This window comes from Methylopila jiangsuensis (genome assembly GCF_027922305.1).
GTDB classification, from domain to species: Bacteria; Pseudomonadota; Alphaproteobacteria; order Rhizobiales; family Methylopilaceae; genus Methylopila; species Methylopila jiangsuensis.
The window spans coordinates 298,552-319,093 of record NZ_BSFK01000007.1; the positions used below are offsets into that span (position 1 = coordinate 298,552).

General features: G+C 70.8%; 20 protein-coding genes. 14 read left to right on the forward strand and 6 right to left on the reverse strand.

Annotation, left to right across the window (positions count from 1 at the left end):
- The first annotated feature begins 26 nt into the window (after positions 1–26).
- The 3 genes from PKE85_RS08495 to PKE85_RS08505 all read left to right on the forward strand — a co-directional run bounded on the left by PKE85_RS08495 (position 27) and on the right by PKE85_RS08505 (position 1,952).
- On the forward strand, positions 27–917 hold the full coding sequence (locus tag PKE85_RS08495) for a LysR family transcriptional regulator (RefSeq protein WP_271204305.1): 891 nt from the start codon (positions 27–29) through the stop codon (positions 915–917).
- Positions 918–1,206: 289 nt separating this feature from the next.
- Positions 1,207–1,683 (forward strand): Lrp/AsnC family transcriptional regulator, encoded by a 477-nt coding sequence (locus PKE85_RS08500; protein ID WP_271204306.1) that lies wholly within the window; start codon positions 1,207–1,209, stop codon positions 1,681–1,683.
- A gap of 92 nt (positions 1,684–1,775) precedes the next feature.
- Entirely contained in the window at positions 1,776–1,952 is a 177-nt protein-coding gene (locus PKE85_RS08505) for a hypothetical protein (RefSeq protein WP_271204307.1), read from the forward strand.
- Between the two features lie 6 nt (positions 1,953–1,958).
- Here PKE85_RS08505 and ribD read toward each other — a convergent pair whose 3' ends face one another.
- From ribD to glyA, 3 genes are read right to left on the reverse strand one after another with little or no spacing between them, the layout of a single operon-like run.
- Positions 1,959–3,044, reverse strand: coding sequence for a bifunctional diaminohydroxyphosphoribosylaminopyrimidine deaminase/5-amino-6-(5-phosphoribosylamino)uracil reductase RibD (gene ribD, locus PKE85_RS08510; RefSeq protein WP_271204347.1), 1,086 nt, complete (start codon positions 3,042–3,044; stop codon positions 1,959–1,961).
- 37 nt (positions 3,045–3,081) lie between these two features.
- Positions 3,082–3,558: a transcriptional regulator NrdR gene (nrdR, locus tag PKE85_RS08515; protein ID WP_271204308.1), complete on the reverse strand. Its 477-nt coding sequence runs from the start codon at positions 3,556–3,558 to the stop codon at positions 3,082–3,084.
- Between the two features lie 25 nt (positions 3,559–3,583).
- Positions 3,584–4,891 (reverse strand): serine hydroxymethyltransferase, encoded by a 1,308-nt coding sequence (gene glyA, locus PKE85_RS08520; protein ID WP_271204309.1) that lies wholly within the window; start codon positions 4,889–4,891, stop codon positions 3,584–3,586.
- A 272-nt stretch (positions 4,892–5,163) separates the two neighbouring features.
- On the opposite strand from glyA, the gene PKE85_RS08525 reads away from it, so the two are divergent.
- Both PKE85_RS08525 and PKE85_RS08530 read left to right on the forward strand, forming a co-directional pair.
- A complete protein-coding gene (locus PKE85_RS08525; protein ID WP_271204310.1) occupies positions 5,164–5,874 on the forward strand; it encodes a sulfate transporter family protein in 711 nt (236 codons plus the stop codon).
- A gap of 104 nt (positions 5,875–5,978) precedes the next feature.
- Positions 5,979–8,252, forward strand: a complete 2,274-nt coding sequence (locus PKE85_RS08530; RefSeq protein ID WP_271204311.1) for a transglycosylase domain-containing protein — start codon at positions 5,979–5,981, stop codon at positions 8,250–8,252.
- Positions 8,253–8,712: 460 nt separating this feature from the next.
- Here the strand turns inward: PKE85_RS08530 and PKE85_RS08535 are convergent, their stop codons facing one another.
- A complete protein-coding gene (locus PKE85_RS08535; RefSeq protein WP_271204312.1) occupies positions 8,713–9,510 on the reverse strand; it encodes an SDR family NAD(P)-dependent oxidoreductase in 798 nt (265 codons plus the stop codon).
- Between the two features lie 187 nt (positions 9,511–9,697).
- Here PKE85_RS08535 and carB point away from each other — a divergent pair, with 187 nt between their 5' ends.
- The 9 genes from carB (at position 9,698) to PKE85_RS08580 (ending at position 19,537) form a co-directional block, all read left to right on the forward strand.
- Entirely contained in the window at positions 9,698–13,024 is a 3,327-nt protein-coding gene (gene carB / locus PKE85_RS08540) for a carbamoyl-phosphate synthase large subunit (RefSeq protein WP_271204313.1), read from the forward strand.
- A gap of 139 nt (positions 13,025–13,163) precedes the next feature.
- Positions 13,164–13,637, forward strand: a complete 474-nt coding sequence (gene greA, locus PKE85_RS08545) for a transcription elongation factor GreA (RefSeq protein WP_271204314.1) — start codon at positions 13,164–13,166, stop codon at positions 13,635–13,637.
- An 87-nt stretch (positions 13,638–13,724) separates the two neighbouring features.
- On the forward strand, positions 13,725–14,618 hold the full coding sequence (locus tag PKE85_RS08550) for a hypothetical protein (RefSeq protein WP_271204315.1): 894 nt from the start codon (positions 13,725–13,727) through the stop codon (positions 14,616–14,618).
- Positions 14,619–14,834: 216 nt separating this feature from the next.
- Entirely contained in the window at positions 14,835–16,007 is a 1,173-nt protein-coding gene (gene mnmA / locus PKE85_RS08555) for a tRNA 2-thiouridine(34) synthase MnmA (RefSeq protein WP_271204316.1), read from the forward strand.
- Positions 16,004–16,645, forward strand: a complete 642-nt coding sequence (locus PKE85_RS08560; protein WP_271204317.1) for a class I SAM-dependent methyltransferase — start codon at positions 16,004–16,006, stop codon at positions 16,643–16,645. The genes mnmA and PKE85_RS08560 overlap by 4 nt, the downstream gene beginning before the upstream one ends.
- 310 nt (positions 16,646–16,955) lie before the next feature.
- Complete coding sequence (locus tag PKE85_RS08565) at positions 16,956–17,384, forward strand: hypothetical protein (protein WP_271204318.1); 429 nt, start codon at positions 16,956–16,958, stop codon at positions 17,382–17,384.
- Positions 17,381–18,064 carry a ribonuclease T2 family protein gene (locus tag PKE85_RS08570; RefSeq protein ID WP_271204319.1) on the forward strand — a complete coding sequence of 228 codons (684 nt, stop codon included), beginning with the start codon at positions 17,381–17,383 and terminating at the stop codon, positions 18,062–18,064. Before PKE85_RS08565 ends, PKE85_RS08570 begins: the two co-directional genes overlap by 4 nt.
- Before the next feature lie 18 nt (positions 18,065–18,082).
- A complete protein-coding gene (locus PKE85_RS08575; protein WP_271204320.1) occupies positions 18,083–18,499 on the forward strand; it encodes a cupin domain-containing protein in 417 nt (138 codons plus the stop codon).
- Between the two features lie 372 nt (positions 18,500–18,871).
- Positions 18,872–19,537 carry a DUF6456 domain-containing protein gene (locus tag PKE85_RS08580; protein WP_271204321.1) on the forward strand — a complete coding sequence of 222 codons (666 nt, stop codon included), beginning with the start codon at positions 18,872–18,874 and terminating at the stop codon, positions 19,535–19,537.
- A gap of 9 nt (positions 19,538–19,546) precedes the next feature.
- On the opposite strand, the gene PKE85_RS08585 is transcribed toward PKE85_RS08580, so the two are convergent.
- Both PKE85_RS08585 and PKE85_RS08590 read right to left on the reverse strand, forming a co-directional pair.
- On the reverse strand, positions 19,547–19,969 hold the full coding sequence (locus PKE85_RS08585; RefSeq protein ID WP_271204322.1) for a SufE family protein: 423 nt from the start codon (positions 19,967–19,969) through the stop codon (positions 19,547–19,549).
- Between the two features lie 79 nt (positions 19,970–20,048).
- Positions 20,049–20,426: a DUF5330 domain-containing protein gene (locus tag PKE85_RS08590; protein ID WP_271204323.1), complete on the reverse strand. Its 378-nt coding sequence runs from the start codon at positions 20,424–20,426 to the stop codon at positions 20,049–20,051.
- Positions 20,427–20,542: the final 116 nt, after the last annotated feature.

Sequence of the window (20,542 nt, forward strand, 5' to 3'; positions counted from 1 at the left end):
CAGGGGCTGCGCCCGAAGGGGGACGAATGGACTGGGACAAGCTGCGCATCTTCCACGCAGCCGCGGACGCCGGCAGCTTCACCCGCGCGGGCGAAACGCTGGGCCTCAGTCAATCGGCGGTCAGCCGCCAGGTCTCGGCGCTGGAGCATGACCTCAAGGTGCCGCTGTTCCACCGCCACGCCCGCGGCCTGATCCTGACCGAGCAGGGCGACCTGCTGTTCCGCACCACGCAGGACGTGTTCTCGAAGCTCGAGGCCGCGCGCTCCACGCTGGCCGACAGCCGCGAGCGCCCGAACGGCGTGCTGAAGCTCACCACCACGGTCGGCTTCGGCGCCGGCTGGCTGACGCCCCGGCTCGGGGAGTTCATGGACCTTTACCCGGACATCCAGCTCCAGCTCATCCTCACCGACGACGAGCTCGACCTGTCCATGCGCGAGGCGGACGTGGCGATCCGCCTGCGGCAGCCGACCCAGCCGGACCTGATCCAGCGTCGGCTGTTCACGGTGCACTATCATGTCTTCGCGGCGCCCTCGTACATCGCCCGCCACGGCCGCCCCGCCACGATCGAGGACCTCGACCATCACCGCCTGATCGAGTTCGGCGGCCCGATCCCGTCCTTCCTGCAGAGCATCAACTGGCCTCTGACGGTGAACCGCCCGGCGCGCGAGCCGCGCTCCGCCTGCCTCACCATCAACAGCGTCGCGGCGATCAAGCTGGCGGTGGAGTCCGGCGTCGGCATCGCCGTGATCCCGGATTACTTCGTCGACGCTTCGGAAAGCCTCGTCCGCGTGCTGGAGGAGGCGGAGATGCCCACGCTCGAGGCCTATTTCGTCTATCCGGAAGAGCTCAAGAACGTGGCGCGCATCAACGTCTTCCGGGACTTCCTGATCGCCAAGGCCCAGCGCTGGGCCTATTAGCCCCATGGACGCTTGATCGAGCGCTCACTTGGGCGCAGGTTTAGCGAGGCCGATGTGAACGCCTTGCGCTATCCCCCCTTGCGCGCGTTTTCGGAGGCCATTTCCCGGAAGCGACGGGCGTGTGGCCCCCCGCACCACGTCGTTCCAACCTCGAAGCCGGACCTGCGTCACCGCAGGTCCGGCTTTTTTCGTGGACGCCGCCCGCGCGAAGGCTGCGCTTGAGTCGAAGCCGGTCGCCCGCTACACCCGAACGACGCTCTTTTGCGTCGCAACATCGGACATTCGTGACATGCGCGGCCGCTTCGACGCGATCGACCTCAAAATCCTCGCCGAACTGCAGGCGGACGGCCGCATGACCAATGTGGAGCTGGCGCGGCGGGTCGGCATTTCCGCGCCGCCCTGCCTGCGCCGGGTGCGCGCCCTGGAGGAGGCGGACGTGATCCGCGGCTACCGGGCGCTGCTGGACGAACGCCGGCTCGGCTTCGAGGTCACCGCCTTCGCCATGGTGCAGCTCGCCGGGAATTCCGAGGCCGATCTCGCCGCCTTCGAGGCGCGGGTGCGGGACTGGCCGCAGGTGCGGGAGTGCCACATGCTCTCCGGCGAGGTGGACTTCATGCTGAAATGCGTGGCGAAGGACCTCACCAGCTTCCAGAGCTTCGTGATCGAGCTCACAAGCGCGCGCAACGTGAAGACGGTCAAGACCGCGCTCGCCTTGGGCCAGACCAAGAACGAGGCCTCCGCGCCGTTCGACATCACGGAATCATGAGCGCCGCCTGACGAGGGATCGGATTTCATCCTCGGCCGTTGTCCTCCAGAACGCGCTGCGCATCCGGCCGGCGCCGCCCATCTGGAGGCCCCATGACCGACCACACCCACCAGTACGCTCCGCCCCCCGGCACCAAGACCGAGGTTCTTGAGCCGGTGGAGGCCAAGCAGGCCACCAACAAGCCGCGCAACATGCCGATGGTGCTGTCGCTGAGCCTCGCCGGCGCGGTGATCGCCCTCGGCGTGATCTGGATGCTGTTCCTGAAATGAGCGCGTTCAGGCGCGCGTGAAGCGGCGCCAGACGTCCGGACCGATCGTCCGCTCATCGACGGGCGCGAAGCGCTCGGACGCCGTGATCGCCGCCAGCGGCAGGGCGTCCAGCGCCGCGATGGCGTCCGGGCCAAGCGGCGCCGGAGCCTGGCCGAGGACGACCTCGTCCACGAGATCGGCGCGCAGAAGAGCGGCGGCGAGCGTCGGGCCGCCCTCCACGAACAGCCGCGTCACGCCCTGGGCGCCCAGAAGCGCCAGGGTCTCCGTGAGGTCGACGTGCCCATTCGCCCGCGCCACCCTCAGAACCATGACGCCGCGGGCGACAAGCTGGCGTTCCCGGTCCGTCGGGGCGTCGGCGGCCGAGATCACGGTCGTCGGCACGGCAGACGCGCTGGCGGCGAGCTTTGACGCCGGCGGCAGCTTCAGGTCCGAATCCAGCGCCACGCGCGACGGCGACCGGTCCGCCAGTCCCGGCAGACGGCAGGTCAGGTCGGGATCGTCCGCCAGAACCGTGCCGATCCCCACCATGATCGCGTCCGACTGCGCCCGCAGCATGTGGACATAAGCGCGGCTCAGTTCGCCCGTGATCGCCACCGGCCGCCGTCCGGCGAGCCCGGCCTTGCCGTCGGAGGAGACCGCAAGCTTGAGCGTCACATGAGGGCGGCCGCGCACCACCCGCGACACATGGCCGGCGTTCAGCTCCCGGGCGTCGTCGCCGCCGACGCCGAACGTCACCGGAACGCCGGCCTGCCGCAGCATCGCGAAGCCGCGGCCGTTCACGCGCGGGTCGGGGTCTGCGGCCGCGACCACGGCCCGCGCCACGCCCGCCGCGATCACCGCCTCGACGCACGGGGGCGTGCGGCCATGGTGGCTGCAGGGCTCCAGCGTCACGTAGAGCGTGGACCCGCGCGCGCGATCGCCCGCCTGCGCCAACGCCATGGCTTCGGCGTGGGGGCGTCCGCCGGGCTGGGTCCAGCCGCGTCCCACCACGGTCCCGTCGCCGGTTCCGGGCCGGACCAGCACCGCCCCGACGGACGGGTTCGGCGCGGTGCGGCCAAGACCCCGGCGGCCGAGCGCGACCGCCACGCTCATCCAGCGGGCGTCGGCGCGCACGCCCGCCTCGTCCGCGTCAGCGGGTGGGGGAGGGGTCGTCGACGTCGCCGGCGAGTTCGTCCAGGAGGGTTTCAAAGTCTTTGGCTTCGCGGAAGTTCTTGTAGACCGACGCGAAGCGCACATAGGCCACGTCGTCGGCGCCTTTCAGCGCCTCCATGACATACTGGCCAATCGTCTCGGAGGAAATCTCCGGTTCGCCGCCGCTTTCCAGCCGCCGGGCGATTCCGGACACCATCTGCTCGATGCGCTCCGGCTCCACCGGGCGCTTGCGCAGGGCGACCGCGAGCGAGCGGTGCAGCTTGTCGCGGTCGAAGGGCGCGCGGCGCCCGGAGCGCTTCACCACCGTGAGCTCGCGCAGCTGCACGCGCTCGAAGGTGGTGAAGCGCTGGCCGCAGACCCCGCACACCCGCCGGCGGCGGATGGCGGCGTCGTCCTCGGCGGGACGGGAGTCCTTGACCTGCGTGTCGGCCGCGCCGCAGTGCGGACACCGCATGTGTCGGACTCCCGCCCCGGCGCGATCAGTCGGCGTAGAGCGGGAAGCGGGCGACCAGATCGGCCACCTGAGCCCGGACCTTGCCCTCGACCTCGGAGTCCTCGTCCACGCCCTTCTGGGCCAGCACGTCCAGCACGGTGGCGATCATGTCGCCGATCTGCTGGAACTCCGCCACGCCGAAGCCGCGGGTGGTGCCCGCCGGGGTGCCCAGGCGCACGCCCGAGGTGACCATCGGCTTCTCGGGGTCGAACGGGATGCCGTTCTTGTTGCAGGTGATGTGCGCGCGGCCGAGCGCGATCTCGGACACCTTGCCCGTGAGCTTCTTCGGGCGCAGGTCCACCAGCATCAGATGGGTGTCGGTGCCGCCGGAGACGATGTCGAAGCCGTGGCCCTTCAGGTTCTCGGCCAGCGCCTTGGCGTTGGCGATCACGTTCTGGGCGTAGAGCTTGAACTCGGGCTTCAGCGCCTCGCCGAAGGCCACCGCCTTGGCGGCGATGACGTGCATCAGCGGGCCGCCCTGCAGGCCGGGGAACACGGCCGAGTTGAACTTCTTGGCCAGATCCTCGTCATTGGTGAGGATCATGCCGCCGCGCGGGCCGCGCAGCGTCTTGTGGGTGGTGGTGGTCACCACATGGGCGTGCTCGAGCGGGTTCGGGTGCTGGCCGCCGGCCACGAGGCCCGCGAAGTGGGCCATGTCGACCATGAACTTGGCGCCGACCGAGTCCGCGATCTTGCGGAAGGCCGCGAAGTCGATCTGGCGGGGATAGGCGGAGCCGCCCGCGATGATGACCTTCGGCTTGTGCTGCTCGGCGAGCTGCGCCACCTCTTCCATGTCGATGCGGTGGTCGTCCTTGCGGACGTGGTAGTTCACCGCGTTGAACCACTTGCCCGAGACGGCGGCCTTGGCGCCGTGGGTCAGGTGGCCGCCGGCGGCCAGGTCGAGGCCGAGGAAGGTGTCGCCCGGCTGCATCAGGGCGTAGAACACCGCCGTGTTGGCCTGCGCGCCCGAATGGGGCTGCACGTTGGCGAACTGGGCGTTGAACAGCTTCTTGGCGCGGTCGATGGCGAGCTGCTCGGCCACGTCCACGTACTGGCAGCCGCCGTAGTAGCGACGGCCCGGATAGCCTTCGGCGTACTTGTTGGTCAGCACCGAGCCCTGCGCCTCGAGCACCGCGCGCGAGACGATGTTCTCGGAGGCGATCAGCTCGATCTCCTCGCGCTGGCGGCCGAGCTCGGAGGTGATCGCGTTGGCGAGCTCCGGGTCGACCTCGGCGACGCTGGCCGAGAAGAACCGGCTTTCGGTCTCGCGGGTCTTGCCTTCGGTGATGGACATAAGACGGCTTCCTCCTGATGGGCGAGCGTTCGCCGGAGCGCGTTTCCCCGCGCCGTTGCGCCGGCGTACGCAGCCGCGGCCTTGTCCGCCCTTAAACGGGCGGTCCCGCCGCGACGCATGTTCGACTGGGATGCCTAACATACGTCGGAAAGTCAGGCCAAGCGGACCGGCGGGAGCGGCGCATCTTGGTCGCATAAGACTTTGGGCGGGTATAATACGCGCCGGCGCCAGCTTGACACTGGGCGGACACGCGGAAAACGGGAGCGCGATTGATGCTGGACTCGGCTCTGATGGCCGCGCGGCAGATGTTTACGCCGGAGTTCCGGGCGGTGCTGATCAAATCGCTCGGGCTGACGCTGCTGGCGCTCGCGCTCGGCTGGATCGGGCTGCAGGCGCTGATCGACCATCTGCTGACGCTTGAGCCGGGCTACCTGCGCTCCGGCGCTCAGGTTGTGGCGGGGCTCGGCCTCGCGTTCGGGCTGCTGTTCCTGATCACGCCGGTCACGGCGGCGGTGGCGGGCCTGTTCCTCGACGACGTGGCGGCGGTGGTGGAGCGCACGCATTATCCGCAGGATCCGCCCGGCGTCGCGCCGCCGGCGCTCCGGGGCGCGCTGATGTCCGCCCGCTTCGGCGCGCTGGTGCTCGCCATCAACGTCGCCATGCTGCCGCTGCTGTTCTTTCCCGGCGTCAATCTGGTCGCCTGGGGGCTGGTGAACGCCTATCTGCTCAGCCGGGAGTATTTCACGCTCGCCGCGCTGAGATTCCGGCCCGAGGCGGAGGCGGCGGCGTTGCGCCGCCGTCACAGGGGGCGGGTGTTCGTGGCCGGGCTGGCGGCGGCGGCGCTCGCCATCGTGCCGTTCGCGAACCTGCTGACGCCGCTGTTCGCCACCGCGTTCTTCGTTCATCTTCATAAGAAGATCGCGGCTCTGGACGCCCGGCGGCTTGGAGCTTCCGCCGCGCCGGAGCGGCTCGGCTCATCGTAAACGCCCCTTAAACCTGCCGCATTCAAAGTCCATCCGGATTCTCCATGAGGACGGCGGCCGGCGAACGGCCGCTGCGGCGTGATGCGTGGCGGGGTGCGGCGGGTATGGCGATCGGACGACGGTCCGCGGGGCAGGAACGGCGCGAGCCGCGATTCGACGCGCATCCCGAGGCGTCCTTCGACGTGAGGCTGTCGCCGGGCGACCGGCCGAGCCATGCCGGAGCCGGGCCCCGGCGCGAGCCGGGCTTCGGTCCGGACGCCCGTCCCGAGCCGGACATGCCGGACGGCCGGCGCGAGCCGTCGTTCGGATCGGCCGGCCCGGCGGAGCCCGAACCCCGCGAAAAACTGTCCTACTGGAGCTGGGTCATGGGTCGTAGCCGTCCCTCCCGCGCCCGCTCCGGCGGCCCGTCCGGCCGTCCGCCGCGCAAGCGGCGCAGCCTGATCGGCCGGCTGTTCTCGTTCCTGCTGGTCATGGGCGTGCTGGGCGCGCTCGCGGGCGGCGGCGTCATCGCCTATTACGCCTCGGGCCTGCCGCCCATCGACAAGCTCGAAGTGCCGAAGCGGCCGCCCAACGTCACCATCGTCAGCCTGGACGGCAGGCCGCTCGCCAACCGCGGCGAGACCGGCGGCGCCAACGTGCCGCTGTCCGAGATGCCGGCCTATGTGCCGCAGGCCTTCATCTCCATCGAGGACCGGCGCTTCCGCGACCACTGGGGCGTGGACTTCATCGGCCTCGCCCGCGCCATGGCCACCAACCTGCAGCACGGCACGCTGGTGCAGGGCGGCTCCACGCTGACCCAGCAGCTCGCCAAGAACCTGTTCCTCACGCCCGAACGCTCGCTGGAGCGCAAGGTGCAGGAGGCGGTGCTGGCGTTCTGGCTGGAGCGCAAGTTCGGCAAGGACCGCATCCTCGAGATGTATCTCAACCGCGTCTATTTCGGCGCGGGCGCCTATGGCGTGGAGGCGGCGGCCCAGCGCTATTTCGGCAAGTCCATCCGCAAGGTGAACATCTCCGAGGCCGCGACGCTGGCGGGCCTCGTGAAGGCGCCGTCGCGGCTCGCGCCGACGCGCGATCCCGAAGGCGCCCGCGCCCGCGCCGATCTGGTGCTCTCGGCCATGGCCGACGAGGGCTACATCTCCCGCGACGAGGCCAACCGCGCCTTCCGCGTCTCGCCGCCGTCCCCCGCGCCCAAGCCGCAAGGGGCGGTGGGCTATGTGGCCGACTGGATCATGGACCAGCTCGACGGGCTGGTGGGCGTCTATGACGAGGACCTCACCGTCGAGACCACGCTCGATCCGAAGCTCGAATCGGAGGCCGAGAAGGCGCTGTCGGAGGCGATCGCCAAGCGCGGGCCGGCGCTGAAGGTCAGCCAGGGCGCGCTGGTGGCGCTGGCGCCGGACGGGGCGGTGCGGGCGCTGGTGGGCGGCCGGTCCTACGCCGAGAGCCAGTTCAACCGCGCGGTGTCGTCCAAGCGGCAGCCGGGCTCGGCCTTCAAGCCCTTCGTCTATCTCGCCGCGCTGGAGCTCGGCATGACGCCGGACACGGTGCAGGTGGACGCGCCGCTGAAGCTGAAGGGCTGGAACCCCGAGAACTACAACCGCCGCTACGGCGGCCCCATGACGCTGACCAGCGCGCTGTCCCACTCCGTCAACACGGTGGCGGTGCGGCTCGGGGTCGAGGTCGGCCCGCTCAACGTCATCCGCACCGCGCGGCGCGTGGGCATCACCTCGGATCTGGCGCCGAACCCCTCGGTGGCGCTCGGCACGTCCGAGGTGACTCCGCTGGAGCTCGCCGGCGCCTATGCGCCCTTCGCCAACGGCGGCATGGCGGCGAAGCCCTATGTGGTCCGCCGGGTCGTCGCCTCAACCGGCGAGGTGCTCTACAACCGCCGCCCCGAGGCGCCGCAGGAGGTGGTGGACATCGAGCGCGTGGGCATGATGAACGCCATGCTGTCGGAGACGGTCCGCTCGGGCACGGCGCGGGGCGCCTCGCTGCCGGGCTGGCCGGCGGCGGGCAAGACCGGCACCAGCCAGGATTTCCGCGACGCCTGGTTCGTGGGCTACACCTCCCACCTCGTCACCGCGGTCTGGCTCGGCAACGACGACAATTCGCCCACCAAGAAGGCGTCCGGCGGCGGCCTGCCGGTGCAGATCTGGAGCCGCTTCATGACGGCGGCCCACGCGGGCGCCGCCGTGGCCTCCCTGCCGGGCGACTGGCGCCCGCAGGTGGCGGGCTATGGCGAGGGCCAGCCCGGCGGCGAGGTCTACGAGGACGGTCCGCCCCCCGGCGACGGCTGGGTGGAGGAGCGCGTGGCGCGCGAGCGCCCGCGCGCCAGCGAGCCGCTGGGATTCCTGAAGCGCCTGTTCGGCGGGTACTGAGCGCGGGCGGGACGCAGGCGGGGCGTGCCTGAAGCCCACCCCTCCGTCATGCCCGGCTCATGCCGGCCATCAAGGACTCGAACCCGCCCCCCCTGCCGTCATGCCCGAGCTCGCCTCGGGCATCCACGACTTGGGCTCGCAAGCCCTCGCCGAACGAAGTCGTGGATGCCCGCGCGAAGGCGCGGGCATGACGTGGAGGGGCGGCGCGCTTGGGCGATGTCCGGCCGGACCTGAGGCCGCCAGAGCGACCGAGCGCTCGCGCGGCGCGTGAGCCGTCCGTCGCAAACATGGTTTCCGTAAGGTTAATCCCGTCACATGGCCCGCGCGCCAGTCGGGCGCGCCTTTGCAGGACGCCTTCGGCGAGCGGACCCGGCGCCTCCCGCGGCTCGGCGCGCCGGGCGCCGGACCCGGCTGATCGGGGGCCGGATCCGCCGTGATCTAAGGCCACGCGGCGCGCGGTTCAGGCCGGGCCGCCCTTCTGGCCCTGCAGCTCGTGCGCGATCCGCCGCAGCAGGCCGCGGGACAGGAAGCGGGTGGCGAAGGCCGAGAGCTTGGGCAGCGCGCCGGGGATGACGATGGCCTTGCGGGCCTGAAAGCCGTCGAAGCCCGCTTTGGCGACGTCGGCGGCGGACACCACGCCGGTCTTGAACAGCTTCACATTGGAGGCGCCCGCCACCTGGCCGAACTCGGTGGGGGAGGGACCGGGGCAGAGCGCGGTGACGGTGACGCCGCTGCGGCGGGTCTCCTCGTAGAGCGCTTCGGAGAACGACAGCAGATAGGCCTTGCTGGCGTAATAGACCGCCATCTCCGGTCCGGCCTGGAAGGCGGCGAGCGAGGCCACGTTCAGGATTCCGCCGCGTCCCCGCGCCAGCATGCCCGGCAGGTAGAGGCCCGCGAGCGCGGTGGGGGCGTTCACGTTCACCGCCAGCATTTCGAGCTGCCGGTCGTAGGGCAGGCGGGCGAACGGCCCGAGCAGGCCGAAGCCCGCGTTGTTCACCAGCACGTCCACGATGTGGCCGCGGCGGCCCACCTCGATCGCCAGCTCCTTCACGCCGTCGGGTTTCGCGAGGTCGGCCGCGACCGCGCTCGCCGCGATCCCGTGGCGGGCGGACAGCTCGTCGGCCAGCGCCTTCAGCCGGTCCTCCCGCCGGGCGGCGAGCACCAGATCGTCGCCGTTGGCGGCGAACAGGCGCGCGAGCTCCAGGCCGATGCCGGAGGAGGCTCCGGTGATCAGGACGGTGCGTCGGGAGGCGGTCATGAGCGGCGTTTCTCCGGGGACGGAACTCGGCGGGCGCGCCTTTGGGCGAGATGACGCCTTTCCTGCGCCGCCGCGACTGTGTATTGCACGGCTTCAGCCACGATACCTGCTCCCAGAGAGCCGCGCGCGCCCTCGCGCGGGGACACATGTCCCGAGCGCCGAACGCACGGACCCGGAAAGCCGACCCATGCCCAAACGCACCGACATCGCCACCATCCTGATCATCGGCGCCGGGCCGATCGTCATCGGACAGGCGTGCGAGTTCGACTATTCCGGCACCCAGGCCTGCAAGGCCCTGCGTGAGGAAGGCTACCGGATCGTCCTCGTGAACTCGAATCCGGCGACCATCATGACCGACCCGGACATGGCGGACGCCACCTACATCGAGCCGATCACCCCGGAGATCGTCGAGAAGATCATCGCCAAGGAGCGCCACGCCGTTCCGGGCGGCTTCGCCCTGCTGCCCACCATGGGCGGCCAGACCGCGCTCAACTGCGCCCTGTCGCTGAAGAAGATGGGCGCGCTGGAGAAGTACGACGTCGAGATGATCGGCGCCACGGCGGAGGCCATCGACAAGGCCGAGGACCGCGAGCTGTTCCGCGAGGCCATGACCAGGATCGGCCTGGAGACCCCGCGCTCCATGCTGGCGCACAACCTCTCCGAGGCGCTGGTGGCGCTGGAGGAGATCGGCCTGCCGGCCATCATCCGCCCGAGCTTCACCATGGGCGGCACCGGCGGCGGCATCGCCTACAACCGCGAGGAGTTCCTCGAGATCGTGGAGCGGGGCGTCGACGCCTCGCCCACCGACGAGGTGCTGATCGAGGAGAGCGTGCTCGGCTGGAAGGAGTACGAGATGGAGGTCGTCCGCGACAGGGCGGACAACTGCATCATCGTGTGCTCGATCGAGAACATCGACCCGATGGGCATCCACACCGGCGATTCGATCACCGTGGCGCCGGCGCTGACGCTGACCGACAAGGAATACCAGCGCATGCGCGACGCCTCGCTCGCGACGCTGCGCGAGATCGGCGTGGAGACCGGCGGCTCCAACGTGCAGTTCGCGATCGACCCGGCCACCGGCCGCATGATCGTGATCGAGATGAACCCGCGCGTGTCGCGCTCCTCCGCGCTCGCCTCCAAGGCGACCGGCTTCCCCATCGCCAAGGTCGCGGCCAAGCTCGCGGTCGGCTACACGCTGGACGAGATCGACAACGACATCACCGGCGGCGCGACCCCGGCTTCGTTCGAGCCGACCATCGACTACGTGGTCACCAAGATCCCCCGCTTCGCCTTCGAGAAGTTCCCGGGCGCCGAGCCGACGCTCACCACCTCCATGAAGTCGGTGGGCGAGGCCATGGCCATCGGCCGCAGCTTCCAGGAGAGCCTGCAGAAGGCGCTGCGCTCGCTGGAGACGGGCCTCACCGGCCTCGACGAGATCGAGATCGACGGCCTCGGGCAGGGCGACGACCGCAACGCCATCCGCGCCGCGCTCGGCCGCCCGACGCCGGACCGCTTCGTGAAATGCGCGCAGGCGCTGCGGCTCGGCTTCACGATCGAGGAGATCCACGAGGCCTGCAAGATCGACCCGTGGTTCCTGGAGCAGCTCGCCGATCTGGTGGCGACCGAGGACAAGGTGCGCCGCTTCGGCCTGCCGACCACGGCCTCCGCCTTCCGCAAGCTGAAGTCCAAGGGCTTCTCCGACGCACGGCTCGCGACGCTGTCCCGGCTCGAGGCGCACGAGGTGGCCGCGAAGCGCCACGCGCTCGGCGTGCGCCCGGTCTACAAGCGCATCGACACCTGCGCGGCCGAGTTCGCCTCGCCCACGGCCTACATGTACTCCACCTACGCGCCCGCCTTCGCCGGCGGCGAGCCCCAGGACGAGGCCCGGCCGTCGGACGCGAAGAAGGTCATCATCCTCGGCGGCGGTCCGAACCGCATCGGCCAGGGCATCGAGTTCGACTACTGCTGCTGCCACGCCTGCTTCGCGCTGTCGGACGCCGGCTACGAGACCATCATGGTCAACTGCAACCCGGAGACCGTCTCCACCGACTACGACACCTCGGACCGGCTCTATTTCGAGCCGCTGACCGCCGAGGACGTGCTGGAGATCATCGAGACCGAGCGCTCGCGCGGGACGCTGCACGGCGTGATCGTGCAGTTCGGCGGCCAGACGCCGCTGAAGCTCGCCACGGCGCTGGAGGCCGCGGGCGTGCCGATCCTCGGCACCACGCCGGACGCCATCGATCTCGCCGAGGACCGCGACCGCTTCAAGCGCCTGCTGGACAAGCTGAAGCTGGTGCAGCCGAAGAACGGCATCGCCTATTCGGTGGAGCAGTCGCGCATCGTGGCGGAGGGCCTCGGCTTCCCGCTGGTGGTGCGTCCGTCCTACGTGCTGGGCGGCCGGGCCATGGCGATCCTGCACGACGAGAAGATGCTGTCCGACTACCTGCTCGGCACGCTGCCGGACCTGGTGCCGGAGGACGTGAAGCAGCGCTATCCCAACGACAAGACCGGGCAGATCAACACCGTCCTGTCGCGCAACCCGCTGCTGTTCGACCGCTACCTGTCGGACGCCATCGAGGTGGACGTGGACGCGCTCTGCGACCGCAAGGACGTGTTCATCTGCGGCATCATGGAGCACATCGAGGAGGCCGGCATCCACTCGGGCGACTCGGCCTGCTCGCTGCCGCCCCATTCGCTGTCGCCGGAGATCATCAAGCGGCTCGAGGACCAGACCCGCGCCATGGCGCTGGCGCTGGAGGTGGGCGGCCTGATGAACGTGCAGTACGCCATCAAGGACGGCGAGATCTACGTGCTGGAGGTCAATCCGCGCGCCTCCCGCACCGTGCCCTTCGTCGCCAAGGTGGTGGGCGAGCCCTTCGCCAAGATCGCCTCGCGGGTGATGGCGGGCGAGCCGCTGGCGTCCTTCGGCCTCACGTCCGAACCGCTCGGCCACATCGCGGTGAAGGAGGCGGTGTTCCCCTTCGCCCGATTCCCAGGCGTCGACACGGTGCTCGGGCCGGAGATGCGCTCCACCGGCGAGGTGATGGGCCTCGACGTGGACTACGGCGTCGCCTTCGCCAAGAGCCAGCTCGGCGGCGGCACCCGCGTGCCGCGCGAGGGCACCGTGTTCGTGTCGGTGAAGGAGGCGGACAAGGACCGCATCCTGGCGCCGGTGCGCATGCTGTCCGATCTCGGCTTCAAGATCATCGCCACCTCCGGCACCCAGCGGCATCTGGCGGCCCACGGCATCGACGCGCAGAAGATCAACAAGGTTCTGGAAGGCCGGCCGCACGTTGTGGACGCCATCAAGAACGGCGGCGTGCAGCTGGTGTTCAACACCACCGACGGGGCGCAGGCGCTCAGCGACAGCCGATCGCTGCGCCGAGCGGCCCTCTTGCACAAAGTGCCGTACTATACGACCCTTGCCGGCGCTGTAGCCGCGGCGCAGGGGATTAAAGCCTATCTGGGCGGCGATCTCGAAGTCCGCGCGCTGCAATCCTATTTCGCCTGAGGCGGCCGACCCCCGGCCGCCGCTCGTCAGCGTCCGGGACCGAAGCCGACTGAATGCGGCGCTCTCCCGGCCAACCGTCAGCCGCTCCCCGAGGCGAATCCGCCCCGGGGCCGCAAGCGGTTATGCAAGAGAGACTGAAATGGACAAGATCCCGATGACCGCCGCCGGCCTCGTCGCGCTGGAGGCGGAGCTCAAGCACCGCGCCTCCGGCGAGCGTCCGCGCATCATCGCCGCGATCGCCGAGGCCCGGTCGCACGGCGACCTGTCCGAGAACGCGGAATACCATGCGGCGAAAGAGCAGCAGAGCCTGAACGAGGGCCGCATCGCCGAGCTGGAGAGCACCATCGCGCGCGCCGAGATCATCGACGTGTCCAAGCTCAAGGGCGACACCATCACCTTCGGCGCCACCGTGACGCTGGTGGACGAGGACACCGACGAGGAGAAGGTTTACCAGATCGTCGGCGACGCCGAGGCGGACGTGAAGCAGGGCCGGGTGTCGATCAGCTCGCCCATCGCCCGCGCGCTGGTGGGCAAGAAGGTGGGCGACGCCGTCGAGGTGGTGACGCCCGGCGGCGGCAAGAGCTACGAAGTGCTCAAGGTCCGCTTCATCTGATCGGGACGGCGGCGCGTCCCAGCGCCGCCGGTCTCCCACCCCTGCGCGTCGCTGCGGGGGCGTCCAGGACTCTCAAGGTTTCGCGTCATGGCGGGCGTGCTCAAGCGACTGGTCATGGCGGTCTATCACGGCGTCGCGGAGCCGGCGCTCGCGCTGACGCGCCGCCGCCGGCGGCTCGCGGCCTTCGGCATGGCGCCGGACGCGATCCCGACCATCCCTGTCGACCTTCAGCTCGGCGTCGGACCTGCCGGCTTCGCGCGGGCGATCGCGGCGCGCTATGTGGCGCCGCGTGGCCTGTCGCCGCTCCGTCGCGCGCTGCGGGTGACGCCCATGGCCATCGACCTGATGCGCTGCCCGAACGCCGCCGCCTTCGAGGCGGCGGTGAAGGCGCGCTCCTCCCGCAGCCTGCCCAAGGTCCGGAAGGCCCAGCGGCTCGGCTACGCCGTGCATCGGTTCCCGCTCAGCCGCCACGTCTACGACGTCCACGCGGTCAAGACCTCGGCCAGGGTGCGGGCGGCGGGCCCGGTGCTGGACTACTGGCTGCTGAAGCCCGAACAGGTGGGCAAGCCGGCCACGCGGCGGATCGGGCTGAAGCCGCCTTCGCACCCCACGCACTGGACGCTGTGGTGGGGCGTGTTCCTGCACGAGCCCGGCCACATGCAGGGCCGGGTGCGGGTGGGCGAGCGGCTGGTGGCCTATCTCAAGCTCACCCGCGTCGGCGAGTTCGTCCACTACACCGACCTGATGGGCCATGCGGACCATCTCGAGGACGGCGTCATGATTCTCATGCACATGGAGATCATGCGCTGGCTGCTGGACAGCGGCGATCCGCTGGCGGACGGCGTGGGCGCGGTGGTCTACGGCGCGGCCGAGCATGGCGGCGAGGGGCTGCTGACCTGGAAGAAGCGGGCGGGCTTCACGCCGGCGCGGCTGCTCAGCGCCTCCGGCGACATGCTTTCGTCATCGGACGTTGCGAGGTAAGAGGCTGGCGACACAGCGCTGAAGCGCGTCCCGCAGTCTCGTCATGCCCGGCGAAGCCGGGTATCCACGACCTTGCGTAGCGAAGGCTTGACCGTTGACGTCGTGGATGCCCGAGACAGGCTCGGGCATGACGATCTCCCTGGCGTTCCGTAAAGGCTTTCAGAAGCCTGCCGCGCGGAACGACGTCCGCGGCCTGATAAGGAATGACGGCCCCTAATGACCCTCGACCTCGACCTGCCGGGACCGCCGGCCGCCAACCGCGTCGTCGTCGCCATGTCCGGCGGCGTGGACAGTTCGGTCGTGGCCGGGCTGCTGGCGCGGGCGGGCTATGACGTGGTGGGCGTCACGCTGCAGCTCTACGACCATGGCGCGGCGGTGGCGCGCAAGGGCGCCTGCTGCGCCGGACGCGACATCCACGACGCCCGCCGGGTGGCGGAGACGCTCAGCATTCCCCATTACGTGCTCGACTACGAGGCGCGCTTCCGCAAGGCGGTGATCGAGCCCTTCGCCGCGAGCTATCTCGCCGGCGAGACGCCGGTGCCCTGCGTGTCCTGCAACCAGACCGTCAAGTTCGTGGACCTGCTGGAGACCGCGAAGGACCTCGGCGCCGCGGCGCTGGCGACCGGGCACTACGTCGCCTCGCGCGCGCTCGCAGGCGGCGGCCGAGGCCTGTTCCGCCCCGCCGACGACGACCGGGACCAGAGCTACTTCCTTTACGGCGTCACGCGGGAGCAGCTCGGCCTGCTGCGCTTTCCGCTCGGCGACACGCCCAAGCCGCAGGTGCGGGAGCTGGCGCGCGAGCTGGGGCTCGGCGTGGCCGACAAGCCCGACAGCCAGGACATCTGCTTCGTGCCGAACGGCCGCTACGCCGACGTGATCGAGAAGCTGAAGCCCGGCGCCGCCGAGCCCGGGCCGATCGTGCATGTGGACGGCCGGGCGCTCGGAACCCATGACGGCGTGCTGCGCTACACCGTGGGCCAGCGGCGCGGGCTCAACCTGTCGGTTGGCGAGCCGCTGTTCGTGGTCCGCATCGAGGCGGACAGCCGCACGCTGGTGGTCGGCCCGCGCGAGGCGCTGGAGACCCGGACCATCCGCATCCGCGAGGTGAACTGGCTCGGCGACGGCGCGCTGGAGGACATCGGGCCCGAGGGCCTGACGCTGCGCGCCAAGGTGCGCTCCACGCGCCCCTCCGCCCCGGCGCGGCTGCGGCCGCTCGGGAACGGCGAGGCCGAGGTGGAGCTGCTGGACGGCGAGAGCGGCGTGGCGCCGGGGCAGGCCTGCGCGCTCTATGACGAGGAGACCGGCCGCCGGGTGCTGGGCGGCGGGATCATTTGCGCGCCCCGGCGCGTTGCGGCGACGGCGAGACCCATGAGCGAGGCGGTGCGGTGAGCGTTCGGTACGATCTCGAAGGCCAGAAGAAGGCCTACGCCAAATGGGCCCCGATCTACGACAAGGTCTACGTCAGGCTGCTCGCCGACGCCCAGAAGAAGGCGGCGGCCGCCGCCGCGGCCAACGGGCCGGACATCCTCGAGGTCGGCGTCGGCACCGGCCTCGTGCTGCGTTACTACCCCAGGACCGCGCGGGTGGTGGGGGTGGACCTGTCCCGCCACATGCTGGCGAAGGCGCGCGAGAAGGTGGAGGCGCAGAAGCTGAGCCAGGTGCGCGGGCTCGCCGCCATGGACGCCTGCCATCTGGGGTTCCCCGACGCCAGCTTCGACGCCGTCACCGTGCCCTTCGTGATCACGCTGGTGCCGGACCCGGAGAAGGCGCTCGACGAGATGCGCCGGGTGCTGAAGCCCGGCGGCGAGATCGTGGTGGCGTCCAAGATGGGCGCGGATCATGGCCTGATGGCCAAGGTCGAGACCGCGGTGGCGCCGCTGGTGAAGCAGGTGGGCTGGTCCAGCGACTTCAAGGTCAGCCGCCTGCGCGCCTGGGCGGCCCATGCGGGCGACATGCACATTTCGGACGTCTCGCCGGTGTTCCCGGCGGGTTTCTTCAAGATCGTCCGCATCCGCCGCGCGACGTAACAGCCCGTTTGGCCTTTGCGCGAAGCGCGCGATGGTGAACCCGCGTCATGCCCGCGCCTTCGCGCGGGCATCCATGACTTCTCCTCTGGCGAGGGCGCGCGCGGGTCAAGTCGTGGATGCCCGCGACAGGCTCGGGCATGACGGCGGTTTTGAAGTCCCAAACGGGCTCCAGGCCCGCACGGCCTAACCATGCTTGCGGCCTGCGCTTGATTTGCGGGTCGGCTGCGCTCAAATCTCCCGCAACGCGCGGTGTTCTCAGGCGGTGGCGGCGATGAAAGTCTTAGGTTGGCTTCTTGGTGTCGGCGCCGTCATGGCGGCGACGGCGGCGTCCGCCGCAGACCCTGTGATCTACGCCCCGCGGGAGAAGGCGCCTGCGCAGGCCTCCTCCACCTTCCGGGGATACACGGGTGATCTGCCGGCCTGCCATGACGGGCGGGTGCTGGGCCGGGTGTCGGGGCTGTTCGCGACCCGCGAGCGCGGCTACTGGGCCTCGGGCCTCGAGATCGCCGCGATCGAGCGCCCGCGCGAGATCGGCTACCGCAGCTGGGGACCGGAGTTCATCCCGCGCCGGTTCTGCGCCGCCCGCGCGGTGACCACCGACGGCCGGCGCCGGCAGGCCTATTACGAGATCGGCGAGGGCTTCGGCTTCGCCGGGATCGGCTGGGACGTGAACTGGTGCGTCACCGGGCTCGACCGGAGCCGCGCCTATGCGCCCGACTGCAAGATGACCCGTCCGTGACACGCCGGCGCTCCGGCTATCTGGCGGCGGCCGCGCTCGCGGCGCTGGCGCTGTGGGGCGCCGTCACGGGCATGGATTCCAGGCCGCTGCACGCGGAGAACGCGCCCGGCGCGTTCGATTTCTACGTGCTGTCGCTGTCATGGTCGCCCACCTATTGCGCTGGCGAGGGGCGCTCCCGCGGCGGCATGCAATGCGCCGGGCCGAAGCCCTATGGCTTCGTGGCGCATGGGCTGTGGCCGCAGAACGAGCGCGGTTTCCCCTCCGAATGCCGGGCGGGCGGCGATCCGTCCCGCGCGGTTGTGGACGGCGTGCTCGACATCATGCCGAGCCCTGGACTGGTGCGGCACCAGTGGCGCAAGCACGGGACCTGCTCCGGCCTCGGACCGGAGGCCTTCTTCAAGCTCACCCGCAAGGCCTATGAGCGCGTGCGCGTGCCGGACGCCTTCGTCGGGCTTGAACGGCCGCTGACGCTGTCGCCCGCCGAGGTGGAGCGCGCCTTCATCGCCGCCAATCCCGGCCTGAAGCCGTCCATGATCGCGGTGGACTGCGACGGCCGCCGCCTGCGCGAGGTGCGCGTCTGCATGGCGCGCGGCGACCTCGGCTTCCGCCCCTGCGCCGAGGTGGACCGCCGGTCGTGCCGGGCGGGCGAGGTGACGCTTCCGCCCATGAGAGGCCAGTGAGCCTGAAAGGCCCGTGAGATGGACGACATCGATCCCGTGATGCGGCTGCACCGTCTGGGGACCGTCAACGCCCCGGAGGAGGAGGGCGCCCCGCCGCCGGAGCTGGTGGTGGAGGGCGCGCCCACCTTCCGCACCCGCGTGACCTATCAGGCGCCGGACGGCCGCCTGTTCGCCGGCGTCTGGTCCGCGACCCCCGGCGCGTGGCGGGTGGCCTATGACGAATGGGAGTGGTGCCGCCTGAGCCGCGGGCGCTGCGTGCTGACGCCGGACGGCGGCGCGGCGCAGGCGTACGGCCCCGGCGACGCCATGGTGATCGAGCCCGGATTCCGCGGCGTCTGGACGGTGCTGGAGGCCTGCGAGAAGGACTTCGTGGTCATGCTGCCGCCGGGCGACGCCCCGGAGGATCCGGAGGATGAGGACCCGGACGCGGAGTGAGCTTTCAAAGGCCTTCCGAAGGGGCTCATGCTCGTCTTAAGGGGCGCCTGCTGGTCGTCTCATGCCCGAGCGTGTCTCGGGCATCCACGACTTGAAACGACGCAACCGGTTGACGCTCGAAGTCGTGGACGCCCGCGCGCCGCGGGGCATGACGGGGGCTCATGCGACGCCGCTTCAGCGGCTCCAGAACATGCTCCAGGATTGCGATTAAGATTTTTATCCTATATAGGATGATGATCGTGCAATCGGGGGGCGCATATGGCGGCATCATCTCGCTCGAAAGGCGTGGCTTCGGCAGGCGCCGCCGGTGGCCCGAGCGCCGCCGCCCGGCGCGCTCTGGCCCGGCTCGGCCGGTCGGAGGGGCGCGCATCGGTGCGGCCGCCCGCAGCCGCTGCGGCGGAGCTGGAACGGCTCGGCCTGATCGCGCCGGATGGCGAAGGCTGGCGCGTCACCGACCAGGGCCGGGCGCGGCTCGCCCGCGCGCAGGCGGGGGAGGGCGGGTTTCTGGCCCAGCACCGCGCGCTGGCGCGCCGTCCGGTCGAGGTGGACGGCGCCCCCGCGGAGCTGCTGGTCGATCTGGACGAGAGCCCGCTCGCCTGGCTGGCCCGTCGCAAGGGCAAGGACGGGCGGCCGCTGCTGGCGGCCCATGAGGTGCTGGCCGGCGAGCGGCTGAGGGCTGATTTCACCCGTGGTCAGATGACGCCGCGCGTCACCTCCAACTGGAGCGGCGCAGCGGGCGGACGGCGCGCCGGCGCGGGCGTGGGGGCCGATCTCTCCGACGCCGCGCTCGCCGCAAGGCTTCGCGTGTCGCGGGCGCTGGAGGCGGTGGGGCCGGAGCTGTCGGGCGCGCTGCTCGACGTCTGCTGCTGCCTCAAGGGGCTGGAGGAGGTGGAGCGGGAGCGCGGCTGGCCGGCGCGGGGCGGCAAGCTGGTGCTCGGCCTCGCGCTCGCGAGCCTCGCCCGGCACTACGGCTACGGCGAGGCGGCCGTCGGCCCGGACGCCCGCGGCGCGCTCAGGGTCTGGACCGCGCCGGAGTAAGCCGCGGCCCTACGCGCCGGACGCCGCGGCGGCTTCGCGCTTGATGCGCTCCACCATGGAGCGCAGGCCGTTGGAGCGCTGGGGCGTGAGGTGCTCGCGCAGGCCGATGCGCTCCATCAGCGCCCCGGCGTCGGTGGCGAGGATCTGGCTCGCCGGGCGCCCGGAGTAGAGCGCGATCATCACCGCCACCAGCCCGCGCACCAGATGGGCGTCGCTGTCGCCGCGGAAGGCGAGGACCGGATCGGCGCCGTCGCCCACTCTGGTCTCCAGCCAGACCTGGCTTGCGCAGCCCTGAACCTTGTTGGCGTCGGTGCGGGCGTCGTCCGGCAGCGGCTCCAGCTCGCGGCCGAGTTCGATCAGGTAGCGGATGCGCTCCTCCCAATCGTCGATGAACTCGAAGCCCTCGACCATGTCGTCGATTGTGGTCGCCATCACGCCCGCCGCGGTGTTGCTGAAGCCTTGCACCCGCGAGGTAGAGCCTTCCGCGTCCCGCCGCAATGCGGATGAGGGATCAGGCGGCGGGTTCGGCGGGGGCGCGCCAGGCCGGCTTGCGGTCGGCGGGGGTGAGCGTGTCGCGTCCGGCGGCGGCGCGGGCGCTCGGGGCGGCGGGGCCTTGCGGCGCGCTGTCGCCGGCCAGATAGCCGCCCACCAGCTCGGCGCTGGCGCGGGCGCGCTCGCCCACCAGCTTCAGCGCCTGCGAGCCCACGCTGCAGGCGTCCGGCTGGCGCTCGCAGAAGCTCGACAGGTCGGAGACGGTGGCGCCGGCGGCGGACAGCGCCGACAGCGGGTCGATCGACGCGCCGTCCTTGCCGTCCGGGGAGCCCACGCTGATCGGCAGCACGAGCATCAGAACCGAAATCCAGAACGCGGTGCGGATCAGGAACATCATGACGGGCTGGCCTCTCCCTGCGGCTTTGTGCGGGAAGAACCCTAGCATCGGAGCGCCTGCGATCCCGTCAACCGAAACGCGCGGGTTTGAGCGGTGGCGTTCAGGTTTCCGCAAGG